Genomic DNA, 26,446 nt, shown 5'->3' on the forward strand with positions numbered 1-26,446 from the left:
TAATGAAAGAGATAAGCTTTAAATTGCATTGTAATTATGTCTATATTCAAATATAATGGCATATGTGATAAAATAATTAGAAGTGACTAATAAAAAAGAGGTGTTTGAGTTTGTATCTAAAAAAGATTGAGATACATGGTTTCAAATCTTTTGCTGATAAAACAGAAATTGAATTTGAAAAAGGAGTTACAGGGATTGTAGGACCTAATGGTAGTGGTAAAAGTAATATTTCAGATGCAGTAAGATGGGTTTTAGGAGAACAGAGTGCAAAAACTCTAAGAGGAAGTAGAATGGAAGATATAATATTTGCAGGTACTACTCAAAGAAAACCCCTTGGGATGGCAGAAGTTTCTTTAACTTTAGATAATGAGTCAAACAAGTTAGGTGTTGATTTTTCTGAAGTTACTGTAACAAGAAGAGTTTATCGATCAGGAGAGAGTGAATACTACATTAATAAATCATTATGTAGATTAAAGGATATAAAAGAAATTTTTATGGATACAGGTGTAGGGGTTGATGGTTATTCTATTATTGGACAAGGTAAAATTGATGATATATTAAACAATAAATCTGGAAATAGAAGGATATTATTTGAGGAAGCTGCTGGAATTGTAAAGTATAGAAACAGGAAAGAAGAATCAGAAAAAAAATTAGAAAATACAAATCAAAATTTAATAAGATTAGATGATATTATCAGTGAGCTTAAATTAAGAATAGAGCCATTAAAAGCACAAAGTAAAAAAGCAAAAACTTATTTGGAACTACAAGGAGAATTAAAGGATTTAGAAGTAAACTTATTTATACATGAAATTGAAACATTAAAATATGATATTGAAGCTTTAAAGGAACAGAAACAGATTATTTTAGAACAATTGAATCGTTTTTTAGATGATAAAAAGGAAGTAGAAAAAAAATACCAGCACTATAAAAGAGAAATCGAATCATTAGATGAGTCAATCAATCAACTACAGAATAATATATTCGAAACAATCCATCTTATAGAGAAAAAAGAGGGAGAGTATTGTCTTTGCAATGAAAAAGTTCTTAATATAACAGAAAATACTGTAAGACTTAATAATGAAATTAGAGAAATAGAAGAAAATAAAAGAAAGTTATTAATACAAGTAGATGAAATAAAGAAAGAAATTGAAAACGAGAATGATATATTAAATGAGAATAAAAAGACTTTGCAGAATAAAGTACAAAAATTAAATAAGATAAGTAGTGTATTGCAGGAAAAAGAAGAAGATATGGAGAGATCCAAAGGCAATGTCATTGAGATATTAAATACAGTGGCTACAAAAAAGAGCGAGATTAATAGTCTTAATGCTTTACAGAATAATATAATAAAACGGCAAAACAAAATAAAAGAAGAAAAAAGCAATATACAAGAAAAGAAAAATTTAATTGAAAAAGAAAAAACGAATATAATAAAGGAAATAAAGAATATTTCAGATGAGTTTGAAAGCTTAAAAAATGAAAGAGATTTTGTAGAGTCAGAGATTCGAAATCTAGAGAATATAAACAAACAAGCAAAAGAGAAAGAAGAAAGCTTAAAACAAAGAATTCAAGAAAAGCAGACGAGAAAAAAATTATTAGAAGAAATGGAAAAGGAATATGAAGGTTTTAATAAAAGTGTTAAAAATACTCTTATTCATACGAAAAAAAACAAAAATTTAGGGAAGGGAATATTAGGAGTTGTAGCAGAGATTATAGATGTTCCAAAGGGTTTTGAAATTTCTATTGAGGTTGCATTAGGAAGTGCAATGCAAAATATTGTATGTGAAACAACAAATGATGCCAATAGGGTAATTAATTATTTAAAGAAGAATAAGCTTGGAAGAGTAACTTTTTTACCTATGGATAGATTTGAAAATAAAATTTTTCATCATAAAGACAATTTTAAAGATATACAAGGTTTTTTAGGCTTTGCTAAAGATATAATAAGTTTTTCTAATGATTATGAAAAAATATTAAACTATTTATTAGGTAGAGTGGTATTGGTTGATAAGATAGAAAATGGAATAATTCTTTCTAAAAAAGTAGGAAACAAATATAAAATAGTTTCTTTAGATGGGGATATTATAAATCCAGGTGGTGCTATAACAGGGGGAAGCTATCACTCAAAAACTTTAAATATTTTAAGCAGGAAAAGGGAAATCGAAGAAATAGAGAGTAATCTTAATGATTTAAATATACAATATAAAAGACAGATAAGATATATTTTGGAAAATGAAAAGAAAATAGACGAGTTAAAATTAAAATTGAGCAATAAAGAGAGTTTATTAAAAGAAAAGGAAATTGCATTAATAAACAATGAGAATACAAAAAATCAATTAGAGAAAGATCTGAAGAATTATTTAGAAAATATACGGCGCATTGATTTAGAGCTGGAACAATTAGATATTGACAAAAATGAAATAGATAAAAAACTTGAAATTAGGAAGAAAGAAATAGAAGTATTAGAAGCAAATGAAAAAGAAATACAAAACAAAGTATCTTATAGTAAAAGCATTTATGAAGTAGAGAAGGAACAGAAAGAAGAAATCAACAAAGAAGTGATAAATTTAAAGATAAAGATAGCTTCTCTAGAGCAAAAAAATGAGAATATGCGTCAAAATTTAGATTCTATAATTTCAAAATTAAAAGAACTGGAAAACTCAAAGAATAATAAACAAAAAGAAATAGATGCATTTCTAAAGAATAAAGATTTTTTTCTTAAACAACTAAATAAGCTTAAAATTGAAATAAAGGATGCAGATATCTTAAAAAAACAGTGTGAATTTAATTTAACTCAAGAGAAATCAAAAAAGGAACGTGTGTATAAAAATTATGAAGATATAGAGATTAAGCTAAAAAGAATAAATGGAACTATAGCTGAATTACAAGATAGTCAACATAAAATTGAAGTAAGACTTACTAGATTAGAAATGCAACAGGAGTCTTATTGTAACAAGCTATGGGAAACTTATGAAATAAGCTATACAGAAGCAATAAAATATAAAAAGGAAAATATGAACTTAACAGAAATATCAAAACGTATTAAAATATTAAAAAAGAAAATAAAAGATCTTGGAAGTGTTAATACAAATGCTATAGAAGAATATAAAGAAGTAATGGAAAGATATGAGTTTTTGACAACTCAAAAAGAGGATTTGATAGCTGCTATAGACACGCTTAAAAAAGTAATAAAAGAAATGGAAAGTATAATGAAGACAAAATTCATAGATTGTTTTCAACAAATAAAAGAAAATTTTAATGAAGTATTTAAAAAATTATTCGGTGGTGGGAAAGCAGAAATTAAGTTAGAGGATGAAGAGAACATATTGTTGTCATCAATAGAAATTATTGCACAGCCACCAGGTAAAAAATTACAAAACCTTTCTCTGTTGTCAGGAGGAGAAAGAGCATTAACAGCAATTGCATTACTATTTGCTATATTAAAGGTAAAACCTACGCCATTTTGTATATTAGATGAGATTGAGGCGGCATTAGATGAAGCAAATGTTTATAGATATGCTGATTTTTTAAAAGAGTTTTCAAAAGAAACGCAATTTATTGTAGTGACTCACAGAAAAGGAACAATGGAATCAGCTGATGCTTTATATGGTGTAACGATGCAAGAACATGGAGTGTCAAAATTAGTATCTGTAAAACTTACTGAAAAAGCTAGCTAATGGAGGGGTTAAGGTGTTAAAAAAATTTTTATCTAAATTTAAAAAAGAGAAAGAAGAAAAGGTAAATATACAGCAAGAAAGTACAAGTATAGACAAAAGCAAAGACATAGAAGGAGATATTATAAAAGAAAAAGATCATTTTGATAATTCATTACTAGATAATGTCCAAGAAGAGAAAAAAATAGAGATTAAAGAAGATGGAGAAATAGAAACTACCGAAGAAAAAATTAGTTTTTTTGCTAAGTTAAAAAAAGGTTTAACAAAGACAAGACAAGGTATAGCAGGAAAGGTAGATCAAGTTTTAAGAGCTTATAAAAAAGTAGATGAAGAATTATTTGAGGAACTTGAAGAAATACTTATTACATCAGATGTTGGTGTTCAAACTACTATGGAAATAATTGATAGATTAAGAAATATGGCAAAGGAAAGAAAAGTTACAGAGGCAGAAGACTTAAAGGGATTATTAAAGGAAATTCTAACTGAAATATTAGATATGGAAAAATCACATGATTTAAATGTAGAACCATCTCCAGCAATTATTCTTATGGTAGGGGTTAATGGTGTAGGGAAAACTACTTCAATTGGTAAGATTGCCCATAAATTCAAATCTCAAGGAAAAAAAGTATTATTAGCAGCTGGAGACACATTTAGAGCGGCAGCTATTGACCAATTAGAAATTTGGGGAAATAGAGTAGGGGTGGATGTTATTAAGCATCAGGAAGGTGCTGATACAGCAGCTGTTATATATGATGCTATTCAATCTGCAAAAGCAAGAAAGATAGATGTGTTAATTTGTGATACTGCAGGGAGACTACACAATAAAAAAAATCTTATGAATGAATTAGGGAAGGTTTCAAAAATTGTGGATCGTGAATTTCCAAATGCTTCAAAAGAAATACTTTTAGTTTTAGATGCTACTACTGGACAGAATGCAATTCAGCAGGCTAAAATATTTAAAGAAGTTACGGATATTACTGGTGTTGTATTGACAAAATTAGATGGAACAGCTAAAGGTGGCGTTGTTCTTGCTATTAGTTCTGAATTGGAAATTCCTGTTAAGCTTATTGGGGTAGGGGAAGGCATGGAAGATCTTCAAAAATTTGTTCCACAAGATTTTGTAAATGCTTTATTTGGTGAAGAAAATTAAAAAAAAGGTTGACAAGAAAACAAATGTAGTATAAAATACATCTGTAAAGTAAAAAGCCTTTACACTTATATAGGACGTGTTATTATGTTTGACAAAATCCTTCAAATGAATCTTTTATATGATTTTTATGGACAATTATTGACAAAAAAGCAACAAGAAGTATTGCAGCTATATTACACTCATGATCTTTCTTTAGGAGAGATATCAGAGCAATTAGGTGTTAGCAGACAGGCTGTGTATGATACGGTAAAAAGGACAGAAAAGTTACTATTTGAATATGAAAAAAAGTTAGGTTTAGTTCATAAGTTTATTACTACTAAAAAACAGATACAAGAAATATTAAATATTGTTGAAAAAATAGAGAATAATAAACAATTATGTGAGGTAATTGATTCAATACAGGAAGAAATAAAAAAGATTAAAAGACTTTCTTATGATATATTAGAAAAATAGCCCCCAAGGAGGTGGGAAAATGGTTTTCGAAGGATTAGCAGATAAACTTCAAGGTGCGTTAAAAAAATTAAAAAGCAAAGGGAAGCTTACTGAAAAAGATGTAAAAGAAGCTATGAGAGAAGTAAAATTAGCACTTCTTGAAGCAGATGTTAACTTTAAAGTTGTAAAAGATTTTATTAATAAAGTAAAGGAAAGAGCTGTTGGGGCTGAAGTTATGGAAAGCCTAACACCAGGGCAACATGTAATAAAAATAGTTAATGAAGAATTGACTGCACTAATGGGGACAACCCAGAGTAAATTAACTTTTTCTTCTAAACCTCCTACTGTTTATATGTTAGTAGGTTTACAAGGGGCCGGTAAGACTACTACAGGGGGTAAATTAGGTGGATATTTAAAAAAAATGGGTAAAAGACCTTTGCTTGTTGCAGGAGATATTTACAGACCTGCTGCAATAAAGCAATTGCAAGTTGTAGGTCAACAGCTAGATATTCCAGTTTTTTCAATGGGGGATAAGGTTAACCCTGTAAACATTGCAAAAGCAGGTATTGAACATGCAAAGCAGCATGGTAATGATGTGGTTATTATAGATACAGCAGGTAGATTGCATATAGATGAAAATCTAATGGATGAGTTAGAGAATATAAAAGCAGAAGTAAATCCACAAGAAATATTATTAGTAGTAGATGCAATGACTGGGCAAGATGCTGTAAACGTTGCAGAAAGCTTTAATGATAAATTGGGCATTGATGGTGTTATACTAACGAAGTTAGATGGTGATACTAGGGGTGGTGCAGCTTTATCTGTAAGGGCTGTAACAAAAAAGCCTATAAAATTTGCTGGAATGGGTGAAAAATTAAGTGATTTAGAGCCTTTTCATCCTGATAGGATGGCTTCGAGAATATTAGGAATGGGAGATGTTTTAAGTCTAATAGAAAAAGCTCAAGCAAATTTTGATGCAAAAAAAGCGATGGAGTTAGAAAAGAAAATTAGAAGTCAAGAATTTTCTTTTGAAGACTTTTTGGATCAATTACAGCAGATGAAGAGCATGGGGCCTATGAGTCAATTGCTTGAGATGATCCCAGGTGTAAATAGTAAACAATTAAAAAATTTAGAAATTGATGATAAAGAACTTATTCATATTGAAGCAATGATTCAATCTATGACAAAAGAGGAAAGAAAAAATCCTTCTATTATTAATGGAAGTAGAAGAAAAAGAATTGCTAAGGGAAGTGGAATGCCTGTACACAAGGTTAATAGTTTATTAAAGCAATTCGCTCAAACAAAAAAAATGATGAAGCAATTTTCTGACATGGAAAAAAGTATGAAAAAGGGTGGAAAAATAAGATTTCCATTCTTTGGAAAATAAATATATTATAGATTTTGAAGGAGGTGAATAAAGTGGCAGTAAAAATCAGATTAAAAAGAATGGGAGCTAAAAAGAAGCCTTTCTATAGACTTGTAGTTGCAGATTCTCGTTCACCTAGAGATGGAAGATTTATTGAAGAATTAGGATATTATAATCCTGTTGTAGACCCAGTAGAGGTGAAAATTGACGACGAAAAGGCTATTAAGTGGTTAAAAAATGGTGCTCAGCCTACTGATACTGTAAGAGATTTGTTTAAAAAATATGGTGTTATAGAAAAGTTTGAGCAGTCAAAGAAAGCATAGTTTCGCTTTCAGGGGGTGTATAAAAATGGGTGAATTAGTAAAAACAATTGCTAAAGCTTTGGTGGATAACCCAGATGAAGTTTTTGTTACTGAAATAGAAGGTAGACAATCACTAATTGTAGAGTTAAAAGTTGCCCCAGAGGATATGGGTAAAGTTATTGGTAAGCAAGGCAGAATAGCAAAGGCTATTAGAACTGTTGCTAAGGCTGCTGCTACGAAAGAAAATAAAAGAGTAGTTGTAGAGATTATTCAATAAGATTAAATAGTAGTTAAAAAGGATTAGGGGTACCTAATCCTTTTATAATATATAATTTTATGTATACTGAAAGAAAATGTTGTAAAAAATTATATAAGAACCTTTGCAAAGGTAGGTGGTAATGATGCCAAAGCTGTTAAAGGTAGGACAAATCGTAAATGCACAAGGAATCCGTGGGGAAGTAAAAGTATATCCATTAACAGATTATAAAGAACGATTTGAAGAATTAGACTGGGTTTATATGGGAGATAACATAGAAGAAAAATTTTATATTGAAAAAGTTAAATATAAAAATGAATTAGTCATATTGAAACTAAAGGGAATTGATGATAGAAATATGGCAGAAAGATGTAAAACTAAATATTTAATGATAGATAAAAAAGATGCAAGAGAACTCCCTGAAGATACGTATTTTATTGTTGACTTAATAGGATTAAAAGTTTATACAAATGATAAAATATTAATTGGAACTATAAAAAATGTTATTCAAAATACAGGTCAGGATTTATATGAAATTGAAGACCATAAAAATCCTAAAAAAACTATACTTATTCCAGCAGTTGAAGCGTTTATAAAAGAGGTAAATATCGAAAAAGGGTATATTATTGTAACACCTATTGAAGGACTGATAGAATGAGAATAGATGTTTTAACATTATTTCCTAAAATGTTTGAAGATCCGTTAGGAGAAAGTATTATTGGAAGGGCTAGGGAGAAAGATATATTAGATATAAATATAATTAATATTAGAGATTTTAGTAATGATAAACACAAAAAAGTAGATGATTACCCTTATGGTGGTGGAGCTGGAATGGTTATGCAGGCACAGCCAATTTTTAGTGCATTGGAAGCTATAAATGCTAGAGACTGTAAAGTAATATATATGTCTCCAAAGGGCAAAACTTTTAATCAACATATAGCTAAGGAGCTTGCGAAAGAAAATAAATTAATTTTTATATGTGGACATTATGAAGGAATAGACCAAAGAGTTATAGATTATTGGGTTACAGATGAAATTTCTATTGGTGATTATGTATTGACTGGAGGAGAACTGCCTGCAATGGTAGTAATTGATGCAGTTGCTAGACTTATTCCCGGAGTATTAGGACAAGAGGAATCTTATATAGATGAGTCTTTCTACTCTGGATTATTAGAATATCCCCAATATACTCGACCAAGTGAATTTAGAAATTTAAAAGTGCCAGATATTTTGCTATCAGGAAATCATAAAAAAATTGATGAGTGGAGAAAACTTCAAGCATTAAATATTACTAAGAAAAATAGACCAGATATGTTTAAAAAATATATAAATAGAAAAGACTTAAGTAATGAGGAAAAAAGACTAATAAAGTTATTAATTGAAGAATAATGGTTGACTTTTCATAGCTTATATGATATCATATGTATCTGTAGGTAGCCGCACAAATCGGGTTAGAAAACTCTTGTTACCTAGTATTTGGCGAGTCTGGTTAGAGGAGGTGTAAAAATGTACGCAATTATCGAAACAGGTGGAAAGCAGTATAGGGTTCAAGAAGGAGATACTTTATTTGTTGAAAAAATAGAAGCAAATGAAGGTGAAACTGTAGAATTTGATAAAGTATTAGCTTTATCAAAAGAAGGTAAGCTTTCTGTAGGAGCACCAGTTGTAGATGGTGCGAAAGTTTCTGCAACTGTATTAGAAAATGGTAAAGCGCCAAAAATAATTGTATTCAAATACAAAGCAAAAAAAGACTACAGAAAGAAACAAGGACATCGTCAACCTTATACAAAGATAAAAATTGAAAAAATCAATGGATAAGGTAAATTGATATATGATCAAAATTCATATTTATCGAGATCAAGAAAAAAACATAATGCAATATTCGGTGGAAGGACATGCTAATGCAGCTGAATATGGTAGTGATATTGTGTGTGCAAGTATTTCAATACTTACTCAAACTACTATGTTGGCTCTTTATGAGTTGCTTTCTATAGATATTGCATATGAAATAGAAGACGGTTGGTTATATTGTAAGTTACCGGATAATTTATCCAATGATATTAGAGAAAAAGCGAATCTAATTTTAGATACAATGATCATTGGAATTAAAGGAACGCAAGGAATGTATCAAGAGTATATTGAGTTTTATGACGAGGAGGTGTAAATGATGTTATTTAATATTAACCTTCAATTATTTGCAAGTAAAAAAGGAGTAGGTAGTTCTAAGAACGGTAGAGATAGTGAAGCGAAAAGATTAGGTGTTAAAAGAGCAGATGGGCAATTTGTTAGCAGTGGAAGTATTCTTGTACGTCAAAGAGGAACGAAAATCCATCCAGGGAATAATGTAGGAAAAGGTGGAGATGACACTCTTTTCGCAAAAATTGATGGAGTTGTGAAGTTTGAAAGAAAAGGAAAAGATAAAAAGCAAGTTAGTGTATATCCAAGAGAAGTTGCTGCAGCAAAATAATTATAAAAACCCATGCTTTATTGCATGGGTTTTATGTTACATAAATAATAAAAGTTTGGAAATAATATATTAACTGAATTGGCTTTTAATACTTTATTAAGGGTGATATTATGTTTGTAGATAAGGCAAGAATATTTGTAAAAGGTGGAAAAGGAGGAGATGGATGTGTCTCCTTTCGTAGAGAAAAATATGTTCCTGCTGGTGGTCCAGATGGAGGAGACGGTGGAAAAGGTGGAAGTGTAATTTTTGAGGTAGATGAAGGATTAAGAACTCTAATGGATTTTAGATATAAGAAAAAATATATTGCTCAAAATGGGGAAAATGGAAGGGGAAAAAAACAGTTTGGAAAAAATGGCGAAGATTTGGTTTTAAAAGTTCCACCTGGGACTATAGTTAGAGATGAAAAAACAAATCTTATTATTGCTGATTTAGTTGAAAATGGGCAGCGAGCAGTTATTGCGAAAGGAGGTAAAGGAGGTAAAGGAAATATCCATTTTGCTACTTCTACAAGACAGGCGCCTAATTTTGCAGAAAGCGGAAGTCTTCCAGATGAAAGATGGGTTATTCTAGAACTAAAATTACTTGCAGATGTAGGACTAATAGGTTTTCCAAATGTAGGGAAATCTACAATTTTAGCTACTGTAACAAGTGCTAAGCCTAAAATTGCAAATTATCATTTTACAACAATAAAACCTAATCTTGGTGTAGTTGAAGTTGATAACAAAAGTTTTGTATTAGCAGATATTCCTGGATTGATTGAAGGAGCACATGAAGGAATAGGATTAGGATTAGAATTTTTAAGGCATGTGGAAAGAACTAAATTATTAGTACATGTTGTAGATATCTCAGGAATTGAAGGCAGAGATCCAATTGACGATTTTGATAAAATTAATGGTGAGCTAAGACAATATGCAGAAAAACTTTCTAAAAAACCACAAGTAGTTGTAGCAAACAAGATGGATTTAGTTCAATCTGAAGAAGTTTATAAATCTTTCGAACAAGAAATGAATAAGAGAGGATACGAAGTTTTTGGTGTATCAGCTGCTACTGGTAAAGGTTTAAAAGAATTAATACGATATATTGCAAAGCGATTAGATGAAATAGAAGAAATACCTGTAGTAGAAGAGGAAGAGACGTTTAAGTATTATACTATACAGGAAAATGATCAAGAAGAAATAATTGTTAGAAAAGAAAATAATTATTATATACTTGAAGGAAAACGTATTGAAAAACTTTTTTATTCAACTAATTTTGATGATATGGATTCCCTAAGATATTTTCAAAATTTCCTTGTTAAAAAAGGAATTGTTGATAAACTAAAGGAATTGGGGATTCAAGATGGAGATACAGTAAAAATATTTGATTTTGAGTTTGAATTTTATGATTAGATGGAAAATGGAGGTTTCAATGAAAAGAATTGATTTATTAACAGGAAAACAAAGAAGTTACTTAAAAGGTTTAGCAAATGGGATTAAACCAATAGCACAAATAGGAAAAAGTGGAATAACAGAAAACTTTATTAAACAAATGAATGATGCACTTGAAGCAAGAGAATTAGTAAAGGTTCATGTACTTGAAAATAGCCTTCTTGATACAAAAGAGACAGCTAATGAAGTAGCAAAGCTAACAAGGGCTGAATTTATTCAGGCTATTGGGAATAAATTTGTGATTTATAGACCTTCTAAGAAAAATCCCAAAATACAAATACCAAAATAAAATCGAGCATGTGCTCGATTTTTGTGTAGGTAAAAATATATAAAATTAATTGATTGTTATTGTTAAAATTTGATAATCATATATAATATAGTTACGAAAATAATTATATATTATAATTTTATGTGATATTTTGGAGGAATACAAATATGTCGTCTATTCGTTCGCTAGATATAATGAATAAATCAAGTGAAAAATATTCAAAAATAGGGATTATGGGGGGAACATTTGATCCAATTCATTATGGACATTTGGTGATTGCAGAGCAAATTCGATGTGAATATAATCTTGAAAAAGTAATTTTTATACCTGCAGGAATTCCACCTCATAAGTCAAATTTATGTGTAACAGATAGTAAACATAGATATTTAATGACCCTTTTGGCTACTATTACAAATCCACATTTTGAAGTATCAAAGATTGAATTGGAGAGTAATAAAATTTCTTATACAATACATACGATTGAAAAATTAAAAAAAATTTATCATGAAGATACAGAACTATATTTTATTACAGGTGCAGATGCAATCTGCGAATTAGATACATGGAAAGATGTAAAAAGACTTACTCAACTATGTCAATTTATTGCTGCAACAAGACCTGGACTTAAATTGTCTCATGTTGATGCAAAAATAAAAGAATTTCAAAACAAATATAATGCGTTAATTCGAAAGATTAATTTGCCAGCTTTAGCTATATCCTCAACTGATATAAGAAATAGAGTGAAGGAAGGTCAATCTATAAAGTATTTATTACCAGAATCTGTAGAGTATTATATATATAAAAATAAGTTATATGAATAGAGGAGTGTAAAGAAGTGTTAGATATTGAGAAAATAAAAGAAGTTTTGCAGAAGAGATTAACAAAAAAAAGATATTTACATTCTTTAGGTGTTCAACAAGTAGCTATAAAATTGGCAAAAGTATATAATGTTTGCGATAAAAAGGCAAGTATAGCAGGATTAGTTCATGATTGTGCAAAAGATTTTGATGATGAGATGTTATTGAATTATGCTATGCAGTTTGGTATACTAATAGATAGTGTGTCGAATCATCAGATTCAATTGTTACATGGTTTTGTTGGAGCCGAACTTGCTAAAAGAGAATTTGGTATTAAAGACGCTGAAATTCTTAGTGCAATTCGATTTCATACAACAGGAAAAGAAAATATGACTACTCTTGAAAAAATAATATATTTAGCAGATTATATTGAGCCAAGTAGAAATTTTAGGGGAATAGAAAATATAAGAAAAGTAGCTTTATCTAATTTAGATAAGGCTACTTTAATGGCTTTTGACAATACGATAAATTATGTGATTTTAAAAGGAGAACTTCTACATCCAAACACAATTTTTGCTAGAAATTTTCTCCTATTACAGAAGGAAGTATTTTGATAGGAGTGAGATAATGAAAAAATTTTTAAAAGTATTAATTATAGCATTTATATGTTTTGTAGTTGTAATGACATCAGGAACATATATTTTTTTAAATAGTATTAGCAAAGGAGATAGTTATTCTCATGAGAAACCTGTTAGTGAAGATGCCTTACCTAAGAAAAAGGAGAGAGTAAATGTATTAATTGTAGGTGTAGATGCAAAAGATTCTAAGAGTAGTAAGTATGCACGAACAGATACAATTATGTTAGCTACATTTAATCCTGATACTAAAAAAATAGATCTTATTTCAATTCCAAGGGATACAAGAACTGTTATTAGAGGGCGTACAAAGAAAGATAAAATTAATCATGCTCATGTATATGGTGGGATAAATCTTTCTATGAAAGCAGTAAAAGATTTATTAGGTGTACCAGTTCATTATTATGTAAAAATTAATTATACAGGTTTAGCAAAAATTGTAGATGATGTAGGGGGCGTAGAAGTTGATGTGCCAATGGATATGCACTATTATGATCCAAAAGCAGATCCGCCATTAAAAATCAATTTAAAAAAAGGAAGGCAAGTGCTAGACAGTAATAAAGCAATGCAGTTTTTAAGGTTTAGAAAGGGATATATAAATCAAGATTTAGGAAGAATTGATGCACAACACACTTTTTTAACAGCATTAGCAGATAAACTATTAAAACCACAAATAATTACTAAATTACCTAAACTTGTAAAGACTTTTAATACTTATGTTGATACGAATATGCCTATAACTACTATGACTTCATATGCACTTCAAGCTAAGGATATAAAATTAGAGGATATAAATATGATTACGATTCCTGGAGAATCAAAATTAATAAATGGTTTATGGTATTATATTCCTGATATGAATAAGCTTCAAATAATTATTGATGAAATATTTAATGAGACATATGATAGAACAAAAAATGTAAATACAAAAAAGGATACTGATTTAAAAAAAACTACTATTGAAGTTTTAAATGGATCCAATATAAGTGGATTAGCAACAAAAATAGCTAATAAGTTGAGAAAAGAGGGCTATAATGTAATAAATATAAGTAATGTAAAAGGAATTAAATACGGTCAGACGCATATATACGATAGAAAAAACAAATTAGATGATACAAAAAAAATTGCAGATTTATTAGGAGTAAAAGAAATAGAAATAGATATAAATATGGAAGCAAAAGCTGATATTACGATAATTGTTGGAAGTGATCTAGAAAGATAGCTACGGTAAAAAAGTACTGTGGCTATTTTTTATTATTTTATCGTGTAATATCCTATAAAAATATATTGTATATATAGTAATAAAATATATTTGGGAGGATATTATGGAAAACTTATTCGTATATGTGATGTTTTTTGTAGGATTGATAATAATAATTAAAGGAGGGAATTGGTTTGTAGATGCTGCAGTATGGATAGCTATTACAACAGGAGTTCCGAATATTTTAGTAGGTGCTACTATTGTCAGTTTAGCTACAACATTACCAGAGTTTTTTGTATCTACTATAGCTGTAGTAGAAGGCTATTCAGAGATGGCTATCGGGAATGCAATAGGGTCAACAATATGTAATATTGGTTTAGTATTAGGATTGTGTGCTTTTATTTCTCCTATTCAAGTACGAAGAAAATTTTTTAGTATTAAAGGTTTTATGATGATTTTTTCTTTATTATGTTTTTATTATTTTGCTAATGATAAAGTGTTAACTAAAATTGAAGGTTTTATGTTGATATTATTTTTAATAATTTATATAATAATAAATGTCTTTGAATTTAACAATGCTGATACATCAAATTCATTTAAGAAACATCACAATATAGGATGTTATAATATCTTTATTAATATTGCTAAATTTGTTGTAGGAGCTTTTGCTGTTATTATAGGTGCTAAATTGTTAGTAGATAATGGCGTGCGAATTGCAAATATTCTCCACATCCCTAAGCAAGTTGTAAGTTTAACATTAATTGCTCTTGGAACTTCATTACCTGAACTTGTTACGTCAATCACTGCAACCATAAAAGGGCATCAAGGAATATCTGTAGGAAATATTATAGGAGCAAATGTATTAAATATTACTATGGTTTTAGGTGCATCTTCAATTATATCTAATAAAGGATTAATGATTTCAATAAGGAATATTGAAATTTTTAATAAAACATTAGTAAATGTACCACAAACATTGATTTTAGATATTCCAATGTCATTTCTTTTGATGTGTATATTGGTTTTATGTGGTACTTTTAGAAGAAAGGTTGATAGGAAGCATGGATTATTAATTTTTGTATTGTATATTGCTTATATTGCTATATTAGGACTTATATCTTTTTAATAAAAAACAGATAATATATACAGAAGAATTAGGAGGTTATATATGATTGAAACTTCTAGAGAAATTGCTTTTGAAATTGCAAAGGGGATAGATGAAAAAAAAGGACATGATATTAATATATTAGATATTAGAAATATTTCAAGCTTTGCAGATTATTTTGTTATTGCTCATGGGACGTCTACTCGACAGGTAAAAGCAATGGCAGATGAAATACAAAAAAGAATGGAAGAAAAAGGAATACAACTAGATCATAAAGAAGGTTATGATAATGGTAGATGGATATTATTAGATTATATAAATGTAGTTGTACATCTTTTTATAGAAGAAGAAAGAAATTTTTATGGTATAGAAAGAGTTTGGAAGGATGCGTTATGTGTAAATGTTGACAATTTATAAGAAAGCATTTATAATAGTTATAAAATTCTAAGAAATATTACAAAAAATAAATATGAAATTTGAGGAGTAGTAGATAGTGAGTCTTTTTAAGAGAGTCGGTGGGTGGTGTGAATCGACAAAGATAACTTTTGAACTTGCCTCACATTGCATAGGTTAGTTACCTTTAAAAACTACTAAAGAGGACATAACAATGTCAATTAGGGTGGTACCGCGGGGAATTCCTCGTCCCTATTTGGGACTAGAATTTTTCAAGGTACTTTTTTTAATTTGCTATTTCAAAATTTTAAATATATAGGAGGATATACATATGTCAAAGTACGATTTTAAAACAATTGAGAAAAATTGGCAAGAACAGTGGGAAAAAGAAAAAATGTTTAAGACAGATGAAAATGAAAAAGAAAAATACTACGTATTGGAAATGTTTCCATACCCATCTGGAAAACTTCATATGGGGCATGTAAGAAACTATTCTATAGGAGATGTTATTGCTAGATTTAAGAAAATGAAGGGATATAATGTGCTTCATCCTATGGGGTGGGATGCTTTTGGACTACCTGCTGAAAATGCAGCAATAAAGCATGGAATTCATCCAAATAAATGGACATTAGAAAATATTGAAGAAATGAGAGAGCAATTAAAGCAGCTAGGAATTAGTTATGATTGGGATAGAGAGGTTGCTACCTGTTGTCCTGATTATTATAAATGGACACAGTGGATTTTCTTGCAATTTTATAAAAACGGACTTGCTTATAAGAAACAGTATGCAGTAAACTGGTGTCCTTCTTGTGAAACAGTTTTAGCTAATGAGCAAGTAGTTGGTGGAAGATGTGAACGTTGTGATAGTTTGGTAGGGAAAAAAGAATTAGATCAATGGTATTTTAAAATTACAGATTATGCAGAAAAACTACTAGAAGATATAGAAAAATTAGAAGGATGGCCAGAAAAAGTTAAAACTATGCAAAAAAATTGGATTGGAAAAAGTGTGGGAGCAGAAGTTGAGTTTAAAATTGATGGTTCTGATAAGATACTAAATGTTTTTACTACTAGACCAGATACACTTTATGGTGTGACTTATATGGTGTTAGCTCCTGAACACCCTTATGTAAAGGATTTAACAGTGGGTACAGAATACGAACAGAAAGTAGTAGATTTTAGAAATAAATTACAACACTTATCGGAGATTGAAAGAACAGCTACAAATGTAGAAAAAGAAGGAATGTTTATAGGGAAATATGCAATTAATCCTTTAACAGGAAAGAAAGTACCAATTTATATAGCAAATTATGTTTTAATGGATTATGGTACTGGAGCTATTATGGCAGTACCTGCTCATGATGAAAGAGACTTTGAATTTGCTAAAAAGTATGATATTGAAATTATTCCTGTAATTAAGCCAAAAGATGATAGCATAGATGTAAGTAATTTAGAAAAAGCGTATACTCATGAAGGAATAATGATCAATTCTGGAAAATTTGATGGATTAGATAGTAAAGAAGCCCTTGTTGAGATATCTAACTATCTTGAAAAAGAAAATTTAGGAAAGAAAACAGTTAATTTTAGATTAAGAGACTGGTTAATTTCAAGACAGAGATATTGGGGAACGCCAATACCGATAGTTTATTGTGATACATGCGGTATTGTACCAGTAAATGAGAGTGACTTACCTGTAAAGCTACCAACAGATGTTGTATTTACAGGAAAAGGAGAATCACCTTTAACAACTAGTAAGGAATTTATGAATACTACATGTCCAAAATGTGGTCAAGCTGCAAGAAGAGAAACAGACACAATGGATACTTTCATAGATTCTTCATGGTATTTTTTAAGATATACAGATCCTTCAAATAATGAAAAAGTATTTGGATACGATAAAGCAAAATATTGGATGGATGTAGATCAATATATTGGTGGTGTAGAACATGCGATATTACATTTGCTTTATGCTAGATTTTTTACAAAAGTATTGTATGATTTAGGATATTCTCCTGTTTCAGAACCATTTAAGAACCTTCTTACTCAAGGAATGGTACTAAAAGATGGTGCAAAGATGTCAAAATCAAAAGGAAATGTAGTAAGTCCTAAGGAAATTATAGATAAATATGGTGCAGATACAGCTAGATTATTCATTCTTTTTGCAGCACCACCTGATAGAGACCTTGAGTGGAGTGATGCAGGAGTAGAGGGTTGCTATAGATTTTTAAACAGAGTATGGAGAGTTATTGATGAATTAAAAGATTTTGTAGGAGATGCTAAAGGTGAAGTAGTAAAAACAAAGGAAGATAAACAATTAAGATATATGATTCATACGACGATCAAAAGGGTAACAGAAGATATTGAAGAAAGATTTAACTTTAATACTGCTATTAGTGGAATTATGGAGCTTGTAAATGAAGTTTATAAGTATAAGGAATTAGGAGAAGCATGTAATAAGACTTTATTAAAAGAAGCTTTAGAAACTATCATTATATTATTAGCACCTTTTGCACCGCATATTACTGAAGAATTGTGGCACAACATAGGATATAATTCAAGTGTTCATACAATTGAATGGCCTATATATGAAAAAACTGCTATTGTAAAAGATGAAGTCGAAATTGTAATACAAATTAATGGAAAAGTTAGAGAAAAAATTGAAGTTTCATCATCAGCTACAAAAGAAGAGTTAGAGAAAGAAGCTCTTTCAAATTCTAAAATTAAAGCAATGATAGATGGTAAACAAATTATTAAGGTTATTGTAGTACCTAAAAAATTGGTAAACATAGTAATAAAATAATGAAGGAGGGCTACATGGAAAAGAAAATACATCCAATATTAAAAGCTATGATTCCTATAGTAGAAGGAATAGCGAAAACTTTTGGGAAAAATTGTGAAGTTGTATTACATGATTATTATGGTTCTAAAAGTTCAATTATTGCTATAGAAAATGGACATGTGACAGGAAGAAGCATAGGTAGCCCAATAACTGAAGAAGCTTTAAAAGCTATTCAAAAGGGAGATATAGATGAGAATATTATTAATTATACTGGAAAAACAACAGATGGAAGAGTATTAAAGTCAAGTACTATGTTTATTAAGGATGAAAATGCAAGTATAATTGGTTTATTGTGTATAAACTTTGATATGTCTACATTAATTGTTGCACAAAATGCTATTAGTGAAATTATACAAACAGAAGATGAGGAAGAGATAAAAGATAATATAACGAATAGTGTTAATGATGTATTAAGCAATATTGTATCTAATACGCTAAGTAAATTAGGAAAACCTGTAGCATATATGAACAAGGAAGAAAAAGTTAATGTGGTTAAAAAATTAGATAAACAAGGGGCATTTTTGATTAAGGGTGCAATAGATTATGTTGCAAAAGTTTTATGTGTGTCTAGATATACAATATATAATTACCTTGATGAAATTAGAGTTTGTGATAAATAAATATCCACCAGCTTAGCTGGTGGATATTTATTTTAGATGTTTATATGTTTAAAATTTTATCTATTAGTGACAATAATTCTTTTATCTGATCTAATGTTGTATCTGCCATGTGAGCAATTCTAAATGTCTTTTCTTTTAGATCTCCATATCCATTAGAAATCATGTAGCCATGTTTAGCTAATTTATTATTTAGATCAGAAACAGAAATATTTCTTATGTTCTTTACTGTTGTTAAAGTGTTAGATGCATATTTTTCATCTGCAAATAATTCAAATTTTTCTTTAGCCCATGATCGAACATATTTTGCCATTTCAAGATGGCGTTTAAATCGATTTTCTAATCCTTCTTCTAAAATTTTGTCTAGTTTATAATCAAGAGCAAACATATGAGATAGAGAAGGTGTAGATGGATACTGATGATCTTTATTTTGTATGTATTTATACATTTCTAATAAATCAAAATAAAAGCCTCTATTTTCTACTTTTTTAGCTGATTTTATAGCTTTTTCAGAGATTGAGCAAATTGCCATTCCAGGAGGCAAACCTAGGCATTTTTGAGTAGAAGTAATACAAATATCAACACCTAGTTTATCTACTTCAATTTTTGTTCCACCCATTGAACTAACAGTATCTAAACAGAAGATAACTTCTGGATATTTTTTAATAACTTCTGAGATTTCTTCGATTGGATTCATAACACCTGTAGATGTTTCATTATGTGTAATTGTAATTAAGTCATATTTTCCTGTAGATAGAACTTCATCTACCATATTAGGTGTAGTTGGTTTACCCCACCCTGAAGAAAATTTATCCGCAGGTACATTGTTAGAAATCGCCATTTTATACCATCTATCTCCGAAAGCACCTATAGAGAAAATTGCTGCTTTTTTTCTAGTACATGAACGTACTGCTCCTTCCATTAGGCCGCTACCAGAAGAAGTAGATAGCATGATTTGTTTTTTCGTATACATAAGTTGCATCATTTTTTCAGAAATATTTTTCTGTAAAATAGATGCAGCTTTTGTTCGATGACCGATCATAGGGGTCGCCATTTTTTGTAGTACATCTTCTGAAACGTTGACAGGTCCAGGAATAAATAATTTTTTGTGCATAGCATAACCTCCTTGAGATTGTAAATAGATTAAAAAATTAAAGATCTATTAATAAAAATATTTTTTATTTTTTCTAGCCAATCTTCTTTTTCTAAGAAGTTTATTTTTTCTCTTTCTTAAGCGAATGATTGTTACGATAGTTCTCCATATAATATAAATGAGAAAGATAATAAGGAAATAATGAAGTAATGATCTTTTTTTATCATCAAAATAAAAAATAGACGTGATGCCTTTTTTTTGTTCAATAGACTTAGCAGCAATTAAGTTAACTTCTCCCAAATTCTTTTCATTAGATTTAAAAATAACTTTCCCAAGGAGTTGTCCTTTTTGTATAGGTGCTGATATATTTTTATTTATCTTAACAATTTTATCTATAGAATTTAAGTTTTCATTTTTAGGAATAGTTTTATATAGATTATTTTGTGTAATCAAATCTATAGTTTTCTCTGTACCATTTTTGATGGGAATAGATTTGACTTTTTTTCCTGCATCAGTTATTTTAATAAATTTAAAATTTTCAAAACCATAATCTATAAGTGTTCTTGAATCTAAATAAATATTTTTTCCTTTAGCTTTTAATATGACACTTATTAATCTATGACCATCTTTTTTTGCTGATGTGACAAGACATTGTTGTGCTAAAACAGTATATCCAGTTTTTATGCCGTCAATGATATTATATTTTATATCAACTGATTTTCCATTATATAAGATTTTATTTCTAGGTCCGACACCCCAAAGGAATCTATTGGAATTTTTTAAGTAACGTGTTTCAGTTTGTTTATTTGTAGGTGGAATTTGATATCTTACGGTTTTAACAATTTCTCTAAATTTTGGTATAGTCATAGCATGCCTAGCAATTATTGCTAAATCATAGGCTGTTGTAACATGTTTATCATTTGGCAATCCATTAGGATTTACAAAGTGAGTATTCTTTGCTCCAATTTCTTTTGCTCTTTTATTCATTAATTTAGCAAACTCTTCTATACTACCAGAAATATGCTTAGCTAATGCTACAGCAGCATCATTAGCCGAATCAATTAATAATGCATAAAGGAGCTGTTCTACAGTGAATTCTTCTCCTTCTATGACATATATTCTACTACCATCAGTAAAAGGTGTATCTTTATCGATTATAACTTTATCTTGTAAATTTGCATTTTCTAATGTAAGAATTGCTGTCATAATCTTTGTTGTACTAGCTGGATACATTTGCATATGAGCATTTTTTTCAAACAAAACATCACCAGTATCAGCATCAATTAAAATTCCACTTGGAGCTGTAATTGTAGGATACAATGTTATAGCAAATGCGGGGTATAACGCAGAGTTTATTAGTAAGAATATGATTGTAAGAATTAATACAAATTTTTTCATAATTCACCTCATTAATAAAAAGTTACTTTATTAGTATAACAAAAAAACAAAAAAAATTTAAGGAAAATGAGGGGAAAAATATTACTATATGTGAATAACAAATAAACTAAATGACAAATATACCAATAACAATTATGAAAGTTAAGAAATGATATTGAGGTGATTTTATGAATAAGCTTACGAAACGTGAATTTGTTATAATTTCTACATTTGTTATTATTATGTTATTTATAATAGTAGGTAAATACTATTATAATGAATCAAAGGAAATTGTTTTTGAGCATGAAATGGAAGAAACTAAAGAAATAGATGAAGATATTAAAAAGACAGATATAACTATTTCTAAAAAAGAAAAATTGATTATTGTAGATGTTTGTGGAGAAGTTAGAAGACCTGGAATTGTAAAAATAAAAGAAGGAGATAGAGTAGTTGATGCAGTGACATTGGCAGGTGGACTGTTAAATACTGCAGATAGAAAACAAGTAAATATGGCAAGAATTTTAATAGATGGTGAGCAGATATATGTACCGAAAATAGGAGAGAATCTTACATCAATAAATATTTCAGGAAGTGTAGCTAAAGCATCAATAAAATCAGATAAGATTAATATAAACACAGCTTCAAAAGCTGAACTTGAGAGCTTAGATGGGATAGGTGAAAGCCTTGCTAAAAGAATTATCGAATATAGACAAAATAATGGTATATTTCAAGATATAAGGGATATTAAGAAGGTATCAGGAATAGGAGATAAAAAATTTAGTGCGATTAAGGAACATATTTGTTTAAATTGATAGGATATTTAAAATATGGTAACATAAACTATATGATGACAGAAGATGGGGGTGATAACCATGGCTTTAACAAGATTAACAGAAATGAGCAGAACTTCTGGGTGAGCAGCCAAAATAGGTCCTGAGACCTTGGCACAAGTTTTGTGTCATTTGCCTAAAATTGATGACAAGAATCTACTGATTGGGCTAGAAACTTCTGATGATGCAGCAGTATATAAGCTAAATGATAATACAGCTATTATACAAACACTAGACTTTTTTACACCAATTGTAGATGACCCGTACATGTTTGGTCAAATTGCAGCAGCAAATGCTTTAAGTGATGTATATGCAATGGGTGGAGAGCCAATATTAGCAATGAATATTGTGTGTTTTCCTACTTGTCTGTCAATGAATATTCTTACAGAAATATTAAAAGGAGGTGCAGATAAAGTAAAAGAAGCAGGAGCATTGTTAGTAGGAGGACACAGTGTAGATGATAATGAACCAAAATATGGATTATCTGTTACGGGTATTGTATCTCCTGATAAAGTAATAAGTAATAATTTATCAATGCCTGGAGATATGCTTATTCTAACAAAACCATTAGGTACAGGGATTTTAAACACAGCTATAAAAGCAGGAATGCTTTCAGAAGACTTGATACAAAAGGTTATGTTTGTTATGTCAAGTTTAAATAATATTGGTGCAGCAGGAATGAAAATTGCAAGTGTAAACTCTTGTACTGATATTACAGGATTTGGATTTTTAGGACATGCATATGAAATGGCAAAAGCTAGTAATGTTACATTAATTATAAATTCTAATAATATACCAATTATTGAAGGTGCTATAGATTATGCAAATATGGGACTTGTTCCAGCAGGAACTTATAGTAATGAAGCTTATTTAGAAGGTCATGTATTCTTTGATGAGAGTATTTCAACTTATATGAAGGATATTTTATTTGATCCTCAAACGTCAGGAGGATTGCTAATATCCGTTCCTAAAGATAGTCTAAAAGACTTGCTTGACTTTTACGAAAGAAAGCTTATTACAGATTTTGCTGTAGTTGGAGAAGTTGTTAAAAAAGAAGATGTTTATATAAAAGTAAGATAAAGCATCCATTTGGATGCTTTATCTTACTTAACTAAGTTCTTTTTGATTCTTTTCATATTCTTGAGCCATCTTAAAGATTACAGGGCTAAGTGCTAGTAGTGCAATTAAGTTTGGTATTGCCATAAGGCCGTTAAATGCATCTGATAAGTTCCAAACAATATTTAATTTTGCAGTTGCTCCTACAAAACATAGTATAGCCCAAATCCATTTGTAAATTTCAACAGCTTTTACTCCAGCAATATATTCTAAACATTTAGAACCATAATAATACCATCCAAGTATTGTCGAGAATGCAAAGAAAATTAATCCAAAGGAAACGATGAATGCACCAAAACTAGGGAGTGATTCACTAAATGCAGTAGTTGTTAAAGCTGCACCAGTAAGATTGTCTCTAACAGTCATAAGGCCATCACTACCGATAGTAACAATACCAGATACTAGAATAACTAAAGCAGTCATAGTACATACAACTAATGTATCTAAGAAAGAACCAAGTGAACCGATGATACCTTGTTTTACTGGATCATTGTTCTTAGAAGCTGCGTGGGCAATTGGTGCGCTACCAAGACCTGCTTCGTTTGAGAATACACCACGAGCAACTCCCATACGTACCACAGTTCCGATAAAGCCCCCACCAACAGCATTTGCATTAAATGCATTTGAGAATATCATGCTAAAAGCAGTAGGAATCATAGATGTTTTACTAAATAGGATTATTAATGAACCAATAACATAGATTACAGCCATAGCTGGAACAATTTTATCTGTAACCTTTGCTATACTCTTAATACCACCTACAACAACTAATCCTGTAGCAATAGCGATGATGATACCAGATATGATAGGAGAAAGGCCTATAGAAGTATAAAGGGAAGCAGCAACAGAGTTTGCTTGAACCATATTTCCAATACCAAAAGAAGCAATGAATCCAAATAAAGCAAAAGACCATCCTAGCCATTTCCAATTTCCACCATATCGTTCTTCCATACCTTTACTAGCATAGTACATAGGTCCGCCAGATTTTTCACCTTTTTCATTTGTAATTCTATATTTAATTGCAAGTAATGCTTCACCAAATTTTGTTGCGCCACCAACAGCAGCTGTTATCCACATCCAAAAAACTGCACCGGGTCCACCAACAGCGATAGCTGTTGCAACACCTGCAATATTACCAGTACCAATTGTTGCAGCAAGAGAAGTCATAAGTGCTTGGAAAGGAGTAATATCACCATCATTAGCATGTTCTTTTGAGAAAAGCAATTTAAAAGCATACCCTAGTTTTCTAAATTGAATAACCTTTGTGCCAAGTGTAAGAACAAAACCAGTACCTACCAAAAACACAATCATGATAGGTCCCCATGCAAAACTACCTATCGCACCAATTAAGCTAGATAAACCCTCCATAAAAAACCTCCTTTTTCATTTAGATTTAAATACAATAAACTACATTTTTAATATTGACAACTCAGCACCTCCTTATACTAAAATATTCAACTTAAGAATAGAAAATGAGTGTAAAAAAATAATTTGACTTATATTAATTATAAAATATTGTTATATTCCAATCAATATATAATCAGAAAAATCTAAAAATTATAAAAAATGAAATATATCTTGTATATTTTTTCGTATAAACCATACTAAATTATATGGTATAATTTTAAGTGATTGTAGAGAATAATGGATGTAATGGCAAAAATTAATAATCGGAGTGATAATTATGTCTAAAAAAAGAGATTTATTCGCCCAAATTCCAAAGGTAGATGATTTACTAAATAAAGAGCAAATTAAAAGTTTAGGAGAAAAGGTATCTAGAACTATAATAGTAGAATCTGTAAGAGAAAATATTGACCGAATTAGAAAAAAAATTATAAAGTTAAAAGATTGTGATGTTGATACCTTTAAAATAGATTATGATGAACTTCTTGAAAATATTGTTAATAGCATAAATAATAAAAATATGATAAATTTGAGAAAAGTTATTAATGCAACAGGCGTTGTATTACATACAAATCTAGGACGAGCCTTATTATGTGAATCAATAAAGAAAGATGTGTGGGATGTAGCTAGTAGCTATTCTACATTAGAATTTGATATAAAATCTGGTAAAAGAGGATCTAGATATGCTCATGTTGAAGGTATTCTATCTAAATTGACAGGTGCTGAATCTGCTATGGTTGTTAATAATAATGCAGCTGCGGTGTTACTTGTGCTTGGAACTTTAGCAAAAAATAAAGAAGTAATTGTTTCGAGAGGGCAACTAGTAGAAATTGGAGGGGCATTTAGAGTTCCTGATGTTATGTTGCAAAGCGGTGCAAAGCTTGTTGAAGTAGGAACAACAAATAAAACCCATCTTTTAGATTATGAAGATGCAATAAACGAAGAGACTGCTGCATTATTGAAAGTACATACGAGCAATTATAAGATAATTGGATTTACTCAAGAGGTTGATTTAAAGGATTTGATAGTTTTAGGTAAAAAATACAATATACCGATTATTGAAGATATTGGAAGTGGTACTTTTGTAGATTTTTCACGATTTGGGCTTTGCAAAGAACCGACAGTTCAAGAAAGCATTACAATGGGAGTAGATATTGTAACATTTAGCGGGGATAAATTGCTTGGTGGTCCTCAAGCAGGAATTATTGTTGGTAAAAAGAAGTATATTGATCAGATGAAAAAAAATCCAATTACGAGAGCATTTAGAGTTGACAAACTGACATTGGCAGCTTTAGAAGGAACATTGAGATTATATTTAAATGAAAAAGAAGCTTTAAGAAAAATACCAACTCTTCGTATGTTAACAATAAGTTTAGAAGAAATTAAGCAAAAAGCAGATCTTTTATATAAGCGATTGAATGAAAATATAAAAAATTGTTTCATTGAAAAAATTAATGGTTTTTCTCAAGTCGGAGGAGGTTCAATGCCTTTAGAAAAACTGCCAACGATTTTGATAAGCATTAAGCCAAAATTTCTATCGATTAATAAATTTGAGGAGATGTTAAGAAACAATAAAACACCTATAATAACAAGGATAAGTGAAGATAGAGTATTAATGGATGTTAGAACTATAGATGAAAATGAATTTAATATGATTGTAGAGGGGATAGTTAATATATTAAGCAACTGGGGGTGAATAA

Annotated in this window: 26 protein-coding genes and 1 other annotated feature; of the genes, 23 read left to right on the plus strand and 3 right to left on the minus strand. The window is 29.8% G+C overall.

All coding sequences use genetic code 11. The features are described 5' to 3' along the window. The first annotated feature begins 110 nt into the window (after positions 1 to 110). From smc to FQB35_RS06470, 20 genes are all read left to right on the plus strand, one after another. Positions 111 to 3,677, plus strand: coding sequence for a chromosome segregation protein SMC (gene smc / locus FQB35_RS06375; RefSeq protein WP_168198264.1), 3,567 nt, complete (start codon positions 111 to 113; stop codon positions 3,675 to 3,677). A gap of 226 nt (positions 3,678 to 3,903) precedes the next feature. Further along, positions 3,904 to 4,824, plus strand: coding sequence for a signal recognition particle-docking protein FtsY (gene ftsY / locus FQB35_RS06380; RefSeq protein WP_333473057.1), 921 nt, complete (start codon positions 3,904 to 3,906; stop codon positions 4,822 to 4,824). Positions 4,825 to 4,908: 84 nt separating this feature from the next. Then, positions 4,909 to 5,277: a YlxM family DNA-binding protein gene (gene ylxM / locus FQB35_RS06385; RefSeq protein ID WP_148809184.1), complete on the plus strand. Its 369-nt coding sequence runs from the start codon at positions 4,909 to 4,911 to the stop codon at positions 5,275 to 5,277. Between the two features lie 19 nt (positions 5,278 to 5,296). Next, on the plus strand, positions 5,297 to 6,643 hold the full coding sequence (gene ffh / locus FQB35_RS06390) for a signal recognition particle protein (protein ID WP_148809185.1): 1,347 nt from the start codon (positions 5,297 to 5,299) through the stop codon (positions 6,641 to 6,643). 32 nt (positions 6,644 to 6,675) lie between these two features. Then, positions 6,676 to 6,945 (plus strand): 30S ribosomal protein S16, encoded by a 270-nt coding sequence (gene rpsP / locus FQB35_RS06395; RefSeq protein WP_148809186.1) that lies wholly within the window; start codon positions 6,676 to 6,678, stop codon positions 6,943 to 6,945. Between the two features lie 25 nt (positions 6,946 to 6,970). Continuing rightward, positions 6,971 to 7,201 carry a KH domain-containing protein gene (locus tag FQB35_RS06400; protein WP_148809187.1) on the plus strand — a complete coding sequence of 77 codons (231 nt, stop codon included), beginning with the start codon at positions 6,971 to 6,973 and terminating at the stop codon, positions 7,199 to 7,201. Between the two features lie 124 nt (positions 7,202 to 7,325). Then, complete coding sequence (gene rimM / locus FQB35_RS06405; RefSeq protein ID WP_148809188.1) at positions 7,326 to 7,838, plus strand: ribosome maturation factor RimM; 513 nt, start codon at positions 7,326 to 7,328, stop codon at positions 7,836 to 7,838. Next, positions 7,835 to 8,569: a tRNA (guanosine(37)-N1)-methyltransferase TrmD gene (gene trmD, locus FQB35_RS06410; RefSeq protein WP_148809189.1), complete on the plus strand. Its 735-nt coding sequence runs from the start codon at positions 7,835 to 7,837 to the stop codon at positions 8,567 to 8,569. The genes rimM and trmD overlap by 4 nt, the downstream gene beginning before the upstream one ends. Positions 8,570 to 8,686: 117 nt before the next feature. Then, entirely contained in the window at positions 8,687 to 8,998 is a 312-nt protein-coding gene (gene rplU, locus FQB35_RS06415) for a 50S ribosomal protein L21 (RefSeq protein WP_148809190.1), read from the plus strand. Positions 8,999 to 9,011: 13 nt separating this feature from the next. Next, positions 9,012 to 9,344: a ribosomal-processing cysteine protease Prp gene (locus FQB35_RS06420; protein ID WP_148809191.1), complete on the plus strand. Its 333-nt coding sequence runs from the start codon at positions 9,012 to 9,014 to the stop codon at positions 9,342 to 9,344. Positions 9,345 to 9,347: 3 nt separating this feature from the next. Next, the gene (gene rpmA, locus FQB35_RS06425) at positions 9,348 to 9,647 is read left to right on the plus strand and encodes a 50S ribosomal protein L27 (protein WP_148809192.1); all 300 of its coding nucleotides are present in this window, start codon (positions 9,348 to 9,350) and stop codon (positions 9,645 to 9,647) included. Between the two features lie 110 nt (positions 9,648 to 9,757). Then, the gene (gene obgE, locus FQB35_RS06430; protein WP_148809193.1) at positions 9,758 to 11,035 is read left to right on the plus strand and encodes a GTPase ObgE; all 1,278 of its coding nucleotides are present in this window, start codon (positions 9,758 to 9,760) and stop codon (positions 11,033 to 11,035) included. A 19-nt stretch (positions 11,036 to 11,054) separates the two neighbouring features. Further along, a complete protein-coding gene (yhbY, locus tag FQB35_RS06435; protein WP_148809194.1) occupies positions 11,055 to 11,363 on the plus strand; it encodes a ribosome assembly RNA-binding protein YhbY in 309 nt (102 codons plus the stop codon). A 146-nt stretch (positions 11,364 to 11,509) separates the two neighbouring features. Beyond that, positions 11,510 to 12,163: a nicotinate-nucleotide adenylyltransferase gene (gene nadD / locus FQB35_RS06440; protein WP_231701869.1), complete on the plus strand. Its 654-nt coding sequence runs from the start codon at positions 11,510 to 11,512 to the stop codon at positions 12,161 to 12,163. A 14-nt stretch (positions 12,164 to 12,177) separates the two neighbouring features. Further along, positions 12,178 to 12,753, plus strand: coding sequence for a bis(5'-nucleosyl)-tetraphosphatase (symmetrical) YqeK (gene yqeK / locus FQB35_RS06445; protein ID WP_148809195.1), 576 nt, complete (start codon positions 12,178 to 12,180; stop codon positions 12,751 to 12,753). A 13-nt stretch (positions 12,754 to 12,766) separates the two neighbouring features. Next, complete coding sequence (locus tag FQB35_RS06450; protein WP_148809196.1) at positions 12,767 to 13,996, plus strand: LCP family protein; 1,230 nt, start codon at positions 12,767 to 12,769, stop codon at positions 13,994 to 13,996. 103 nt (positions 13,997 to 14,099) lie between these two features. Continuing rightward, entirely contained in the window at positions 14,100 to 15,101 is a 1,002-nt protein-coding gene (locus FQB35_RS06455) for a calcium/sodium antiporter (protein ID WP_148809197.1), read from the plus strand. 42 nt (positions 15,102 to 15,143) lie between these two features. Beyond that, complete coding sequence (rsfS, locus tag FQB35_RS06460; RefSeq protein WP_148809198.1) at positions 15,144 to 15,497, plus strand: ribosome silencing factor; 354 nt, start codon at positions 15,144 to 15,146, stop codon at positions 15,495 to 15,497. Between the two features lie 53 nt (positions 15,498 to 15,550). After that, positions 15,551 to 15,730: a binding site (T-box leader), on the plus strand. A 74-nt stretch (positions 15,731 to 15,804) separates the two neighbouring features. Then, positions 15,805 to 18,270 carry a leucine--tRNA ligase gene (gene leuS / locus FQB35_RS06465; RefSeq protein WP_148809199.1) on the plus strand — a complete coding sequence of 822 codons (2,466 nt, stop codon included), beginning with the start codon at positions 15,805 to 15,807 and terminating at the stop codon, positions 18,268 to 18,270. A gap of 14 nt (positions 18,271 to 18,284) precedes the next feature. Continuing rightward, a complete protein-coding gene (locus tag FQB35_RS06470) occupies positions 18,285 to 18,929 on the plus strand; it encodes a helix-turn-helix transcriptional regulator (protein WP_148809200.1) in 645 nt (214 codons plus the stop codon). A gap of 40 nt (positions 18,930 to 18,969) precedes the next feature. Here the strand turns inward: FQB35_RS06470 and FQB35_RS06475 are convergent, their stop codons facing one another. Further along, the gene (locus tag FQB35_RS06475; protein WP_148809201.1) at positions 18,970 to 20,040 is read right to left on the minus strand and encodes a pyridoxal-phosphate-dependent aminotransferase family protein; all 1,071 of its coding nucleotides are present in this window, start codon (positions 20,038 to 20,040) and stop codon (positions 18,970 to 18,972) included. 48 nt (positions 20,041 to 20,088) lie between these two features. Beyond that, the gene (locus FQB35_RS06480) at positions 20,089 to 21,417 is read right to left on the minus strand and encodes a D-alanyl-D-alanine carboxypeptidase family protein (RefSeq protein WP_148809202.1); all 1,329 of its coding nucleotides are present in this window, start codon (positions 21,415 to 21,417) and stop codon (positions 20,089 to 20,091) included. A gap of 167 nt (positions 21,418 to 21,584) precedes the next feature. Here FQB35_RS06480 and FQB35_RS06485 point away from each other — a divergent pair, with 167 nt between their 5' ends. After that, positions 21,585 to 22,208, plus strand: coding sequence for a helix-hairpin-helix domain-containing protein (locus FQB35_RS06485; protein WP_148809203.1), 624 nt, complete (start codon positions 21,585 to 21,587; stop codon positions 22,206 to 22,208). A 60-nt stretch (positions 22,209 to 22,268) separates the two neighbouring features. After that, a complete protein-coding gene (gene selD, locus FQB35_RS06490) occupies positions 22,269 to 23,306 on the plus strand; it encodes a selenide, water dikinase SelD (RefSeq protein ID WP_148809204.1) in 1,038 nt (345 codons plus the stop codon). Positions 23,307 to 23,333: 27 nt separating this feature from the next. On the opposite strand, the gene FQB35_RS06495 is transcribed toward selD, so the two are convergent. Next, complete coding sequence (locus FQB35_RS06495) at positions 23,334 to 24,710, minus strand: alanine/glycine:cation symporter family protein (RefSeq protein WP_148809205.1); 1,377 nt, start codon at positions 24,708 to 24,710, stop codon at positions 23,334 to 23,336. 316 nt (positions 24,711 to 25,026) lie between these two features. On the opposite strand from FQB35_RS06495, the gene selA reads away from it, so the two are divergent. Further along, complete coding sequence (gene selA / locus FQB35_RS06500; RefSeq protein WP_148809206.1) at positions 25,027 to 26,442, plus strand: L-seryl-tRNA(Sec) selenium transferase; 1,416 nt, start codon at positions 25,027 to 25,029, stop codon at positions 26,440 to 26,442. The last annotated feature ends 4 nt before the right edge of the window (positions 26,443 to 26,446 follow it).

The sequence above is a fragment of the Crassaminicella thermophila genome (assembly GCF_008152325.1).
Lineage (GTDB): Bacteria > Bacillota > Clostridia > Peptostreptococcales > Thermotaleaceae > Crassaminicella_A > Crassaminicella_A thermophila.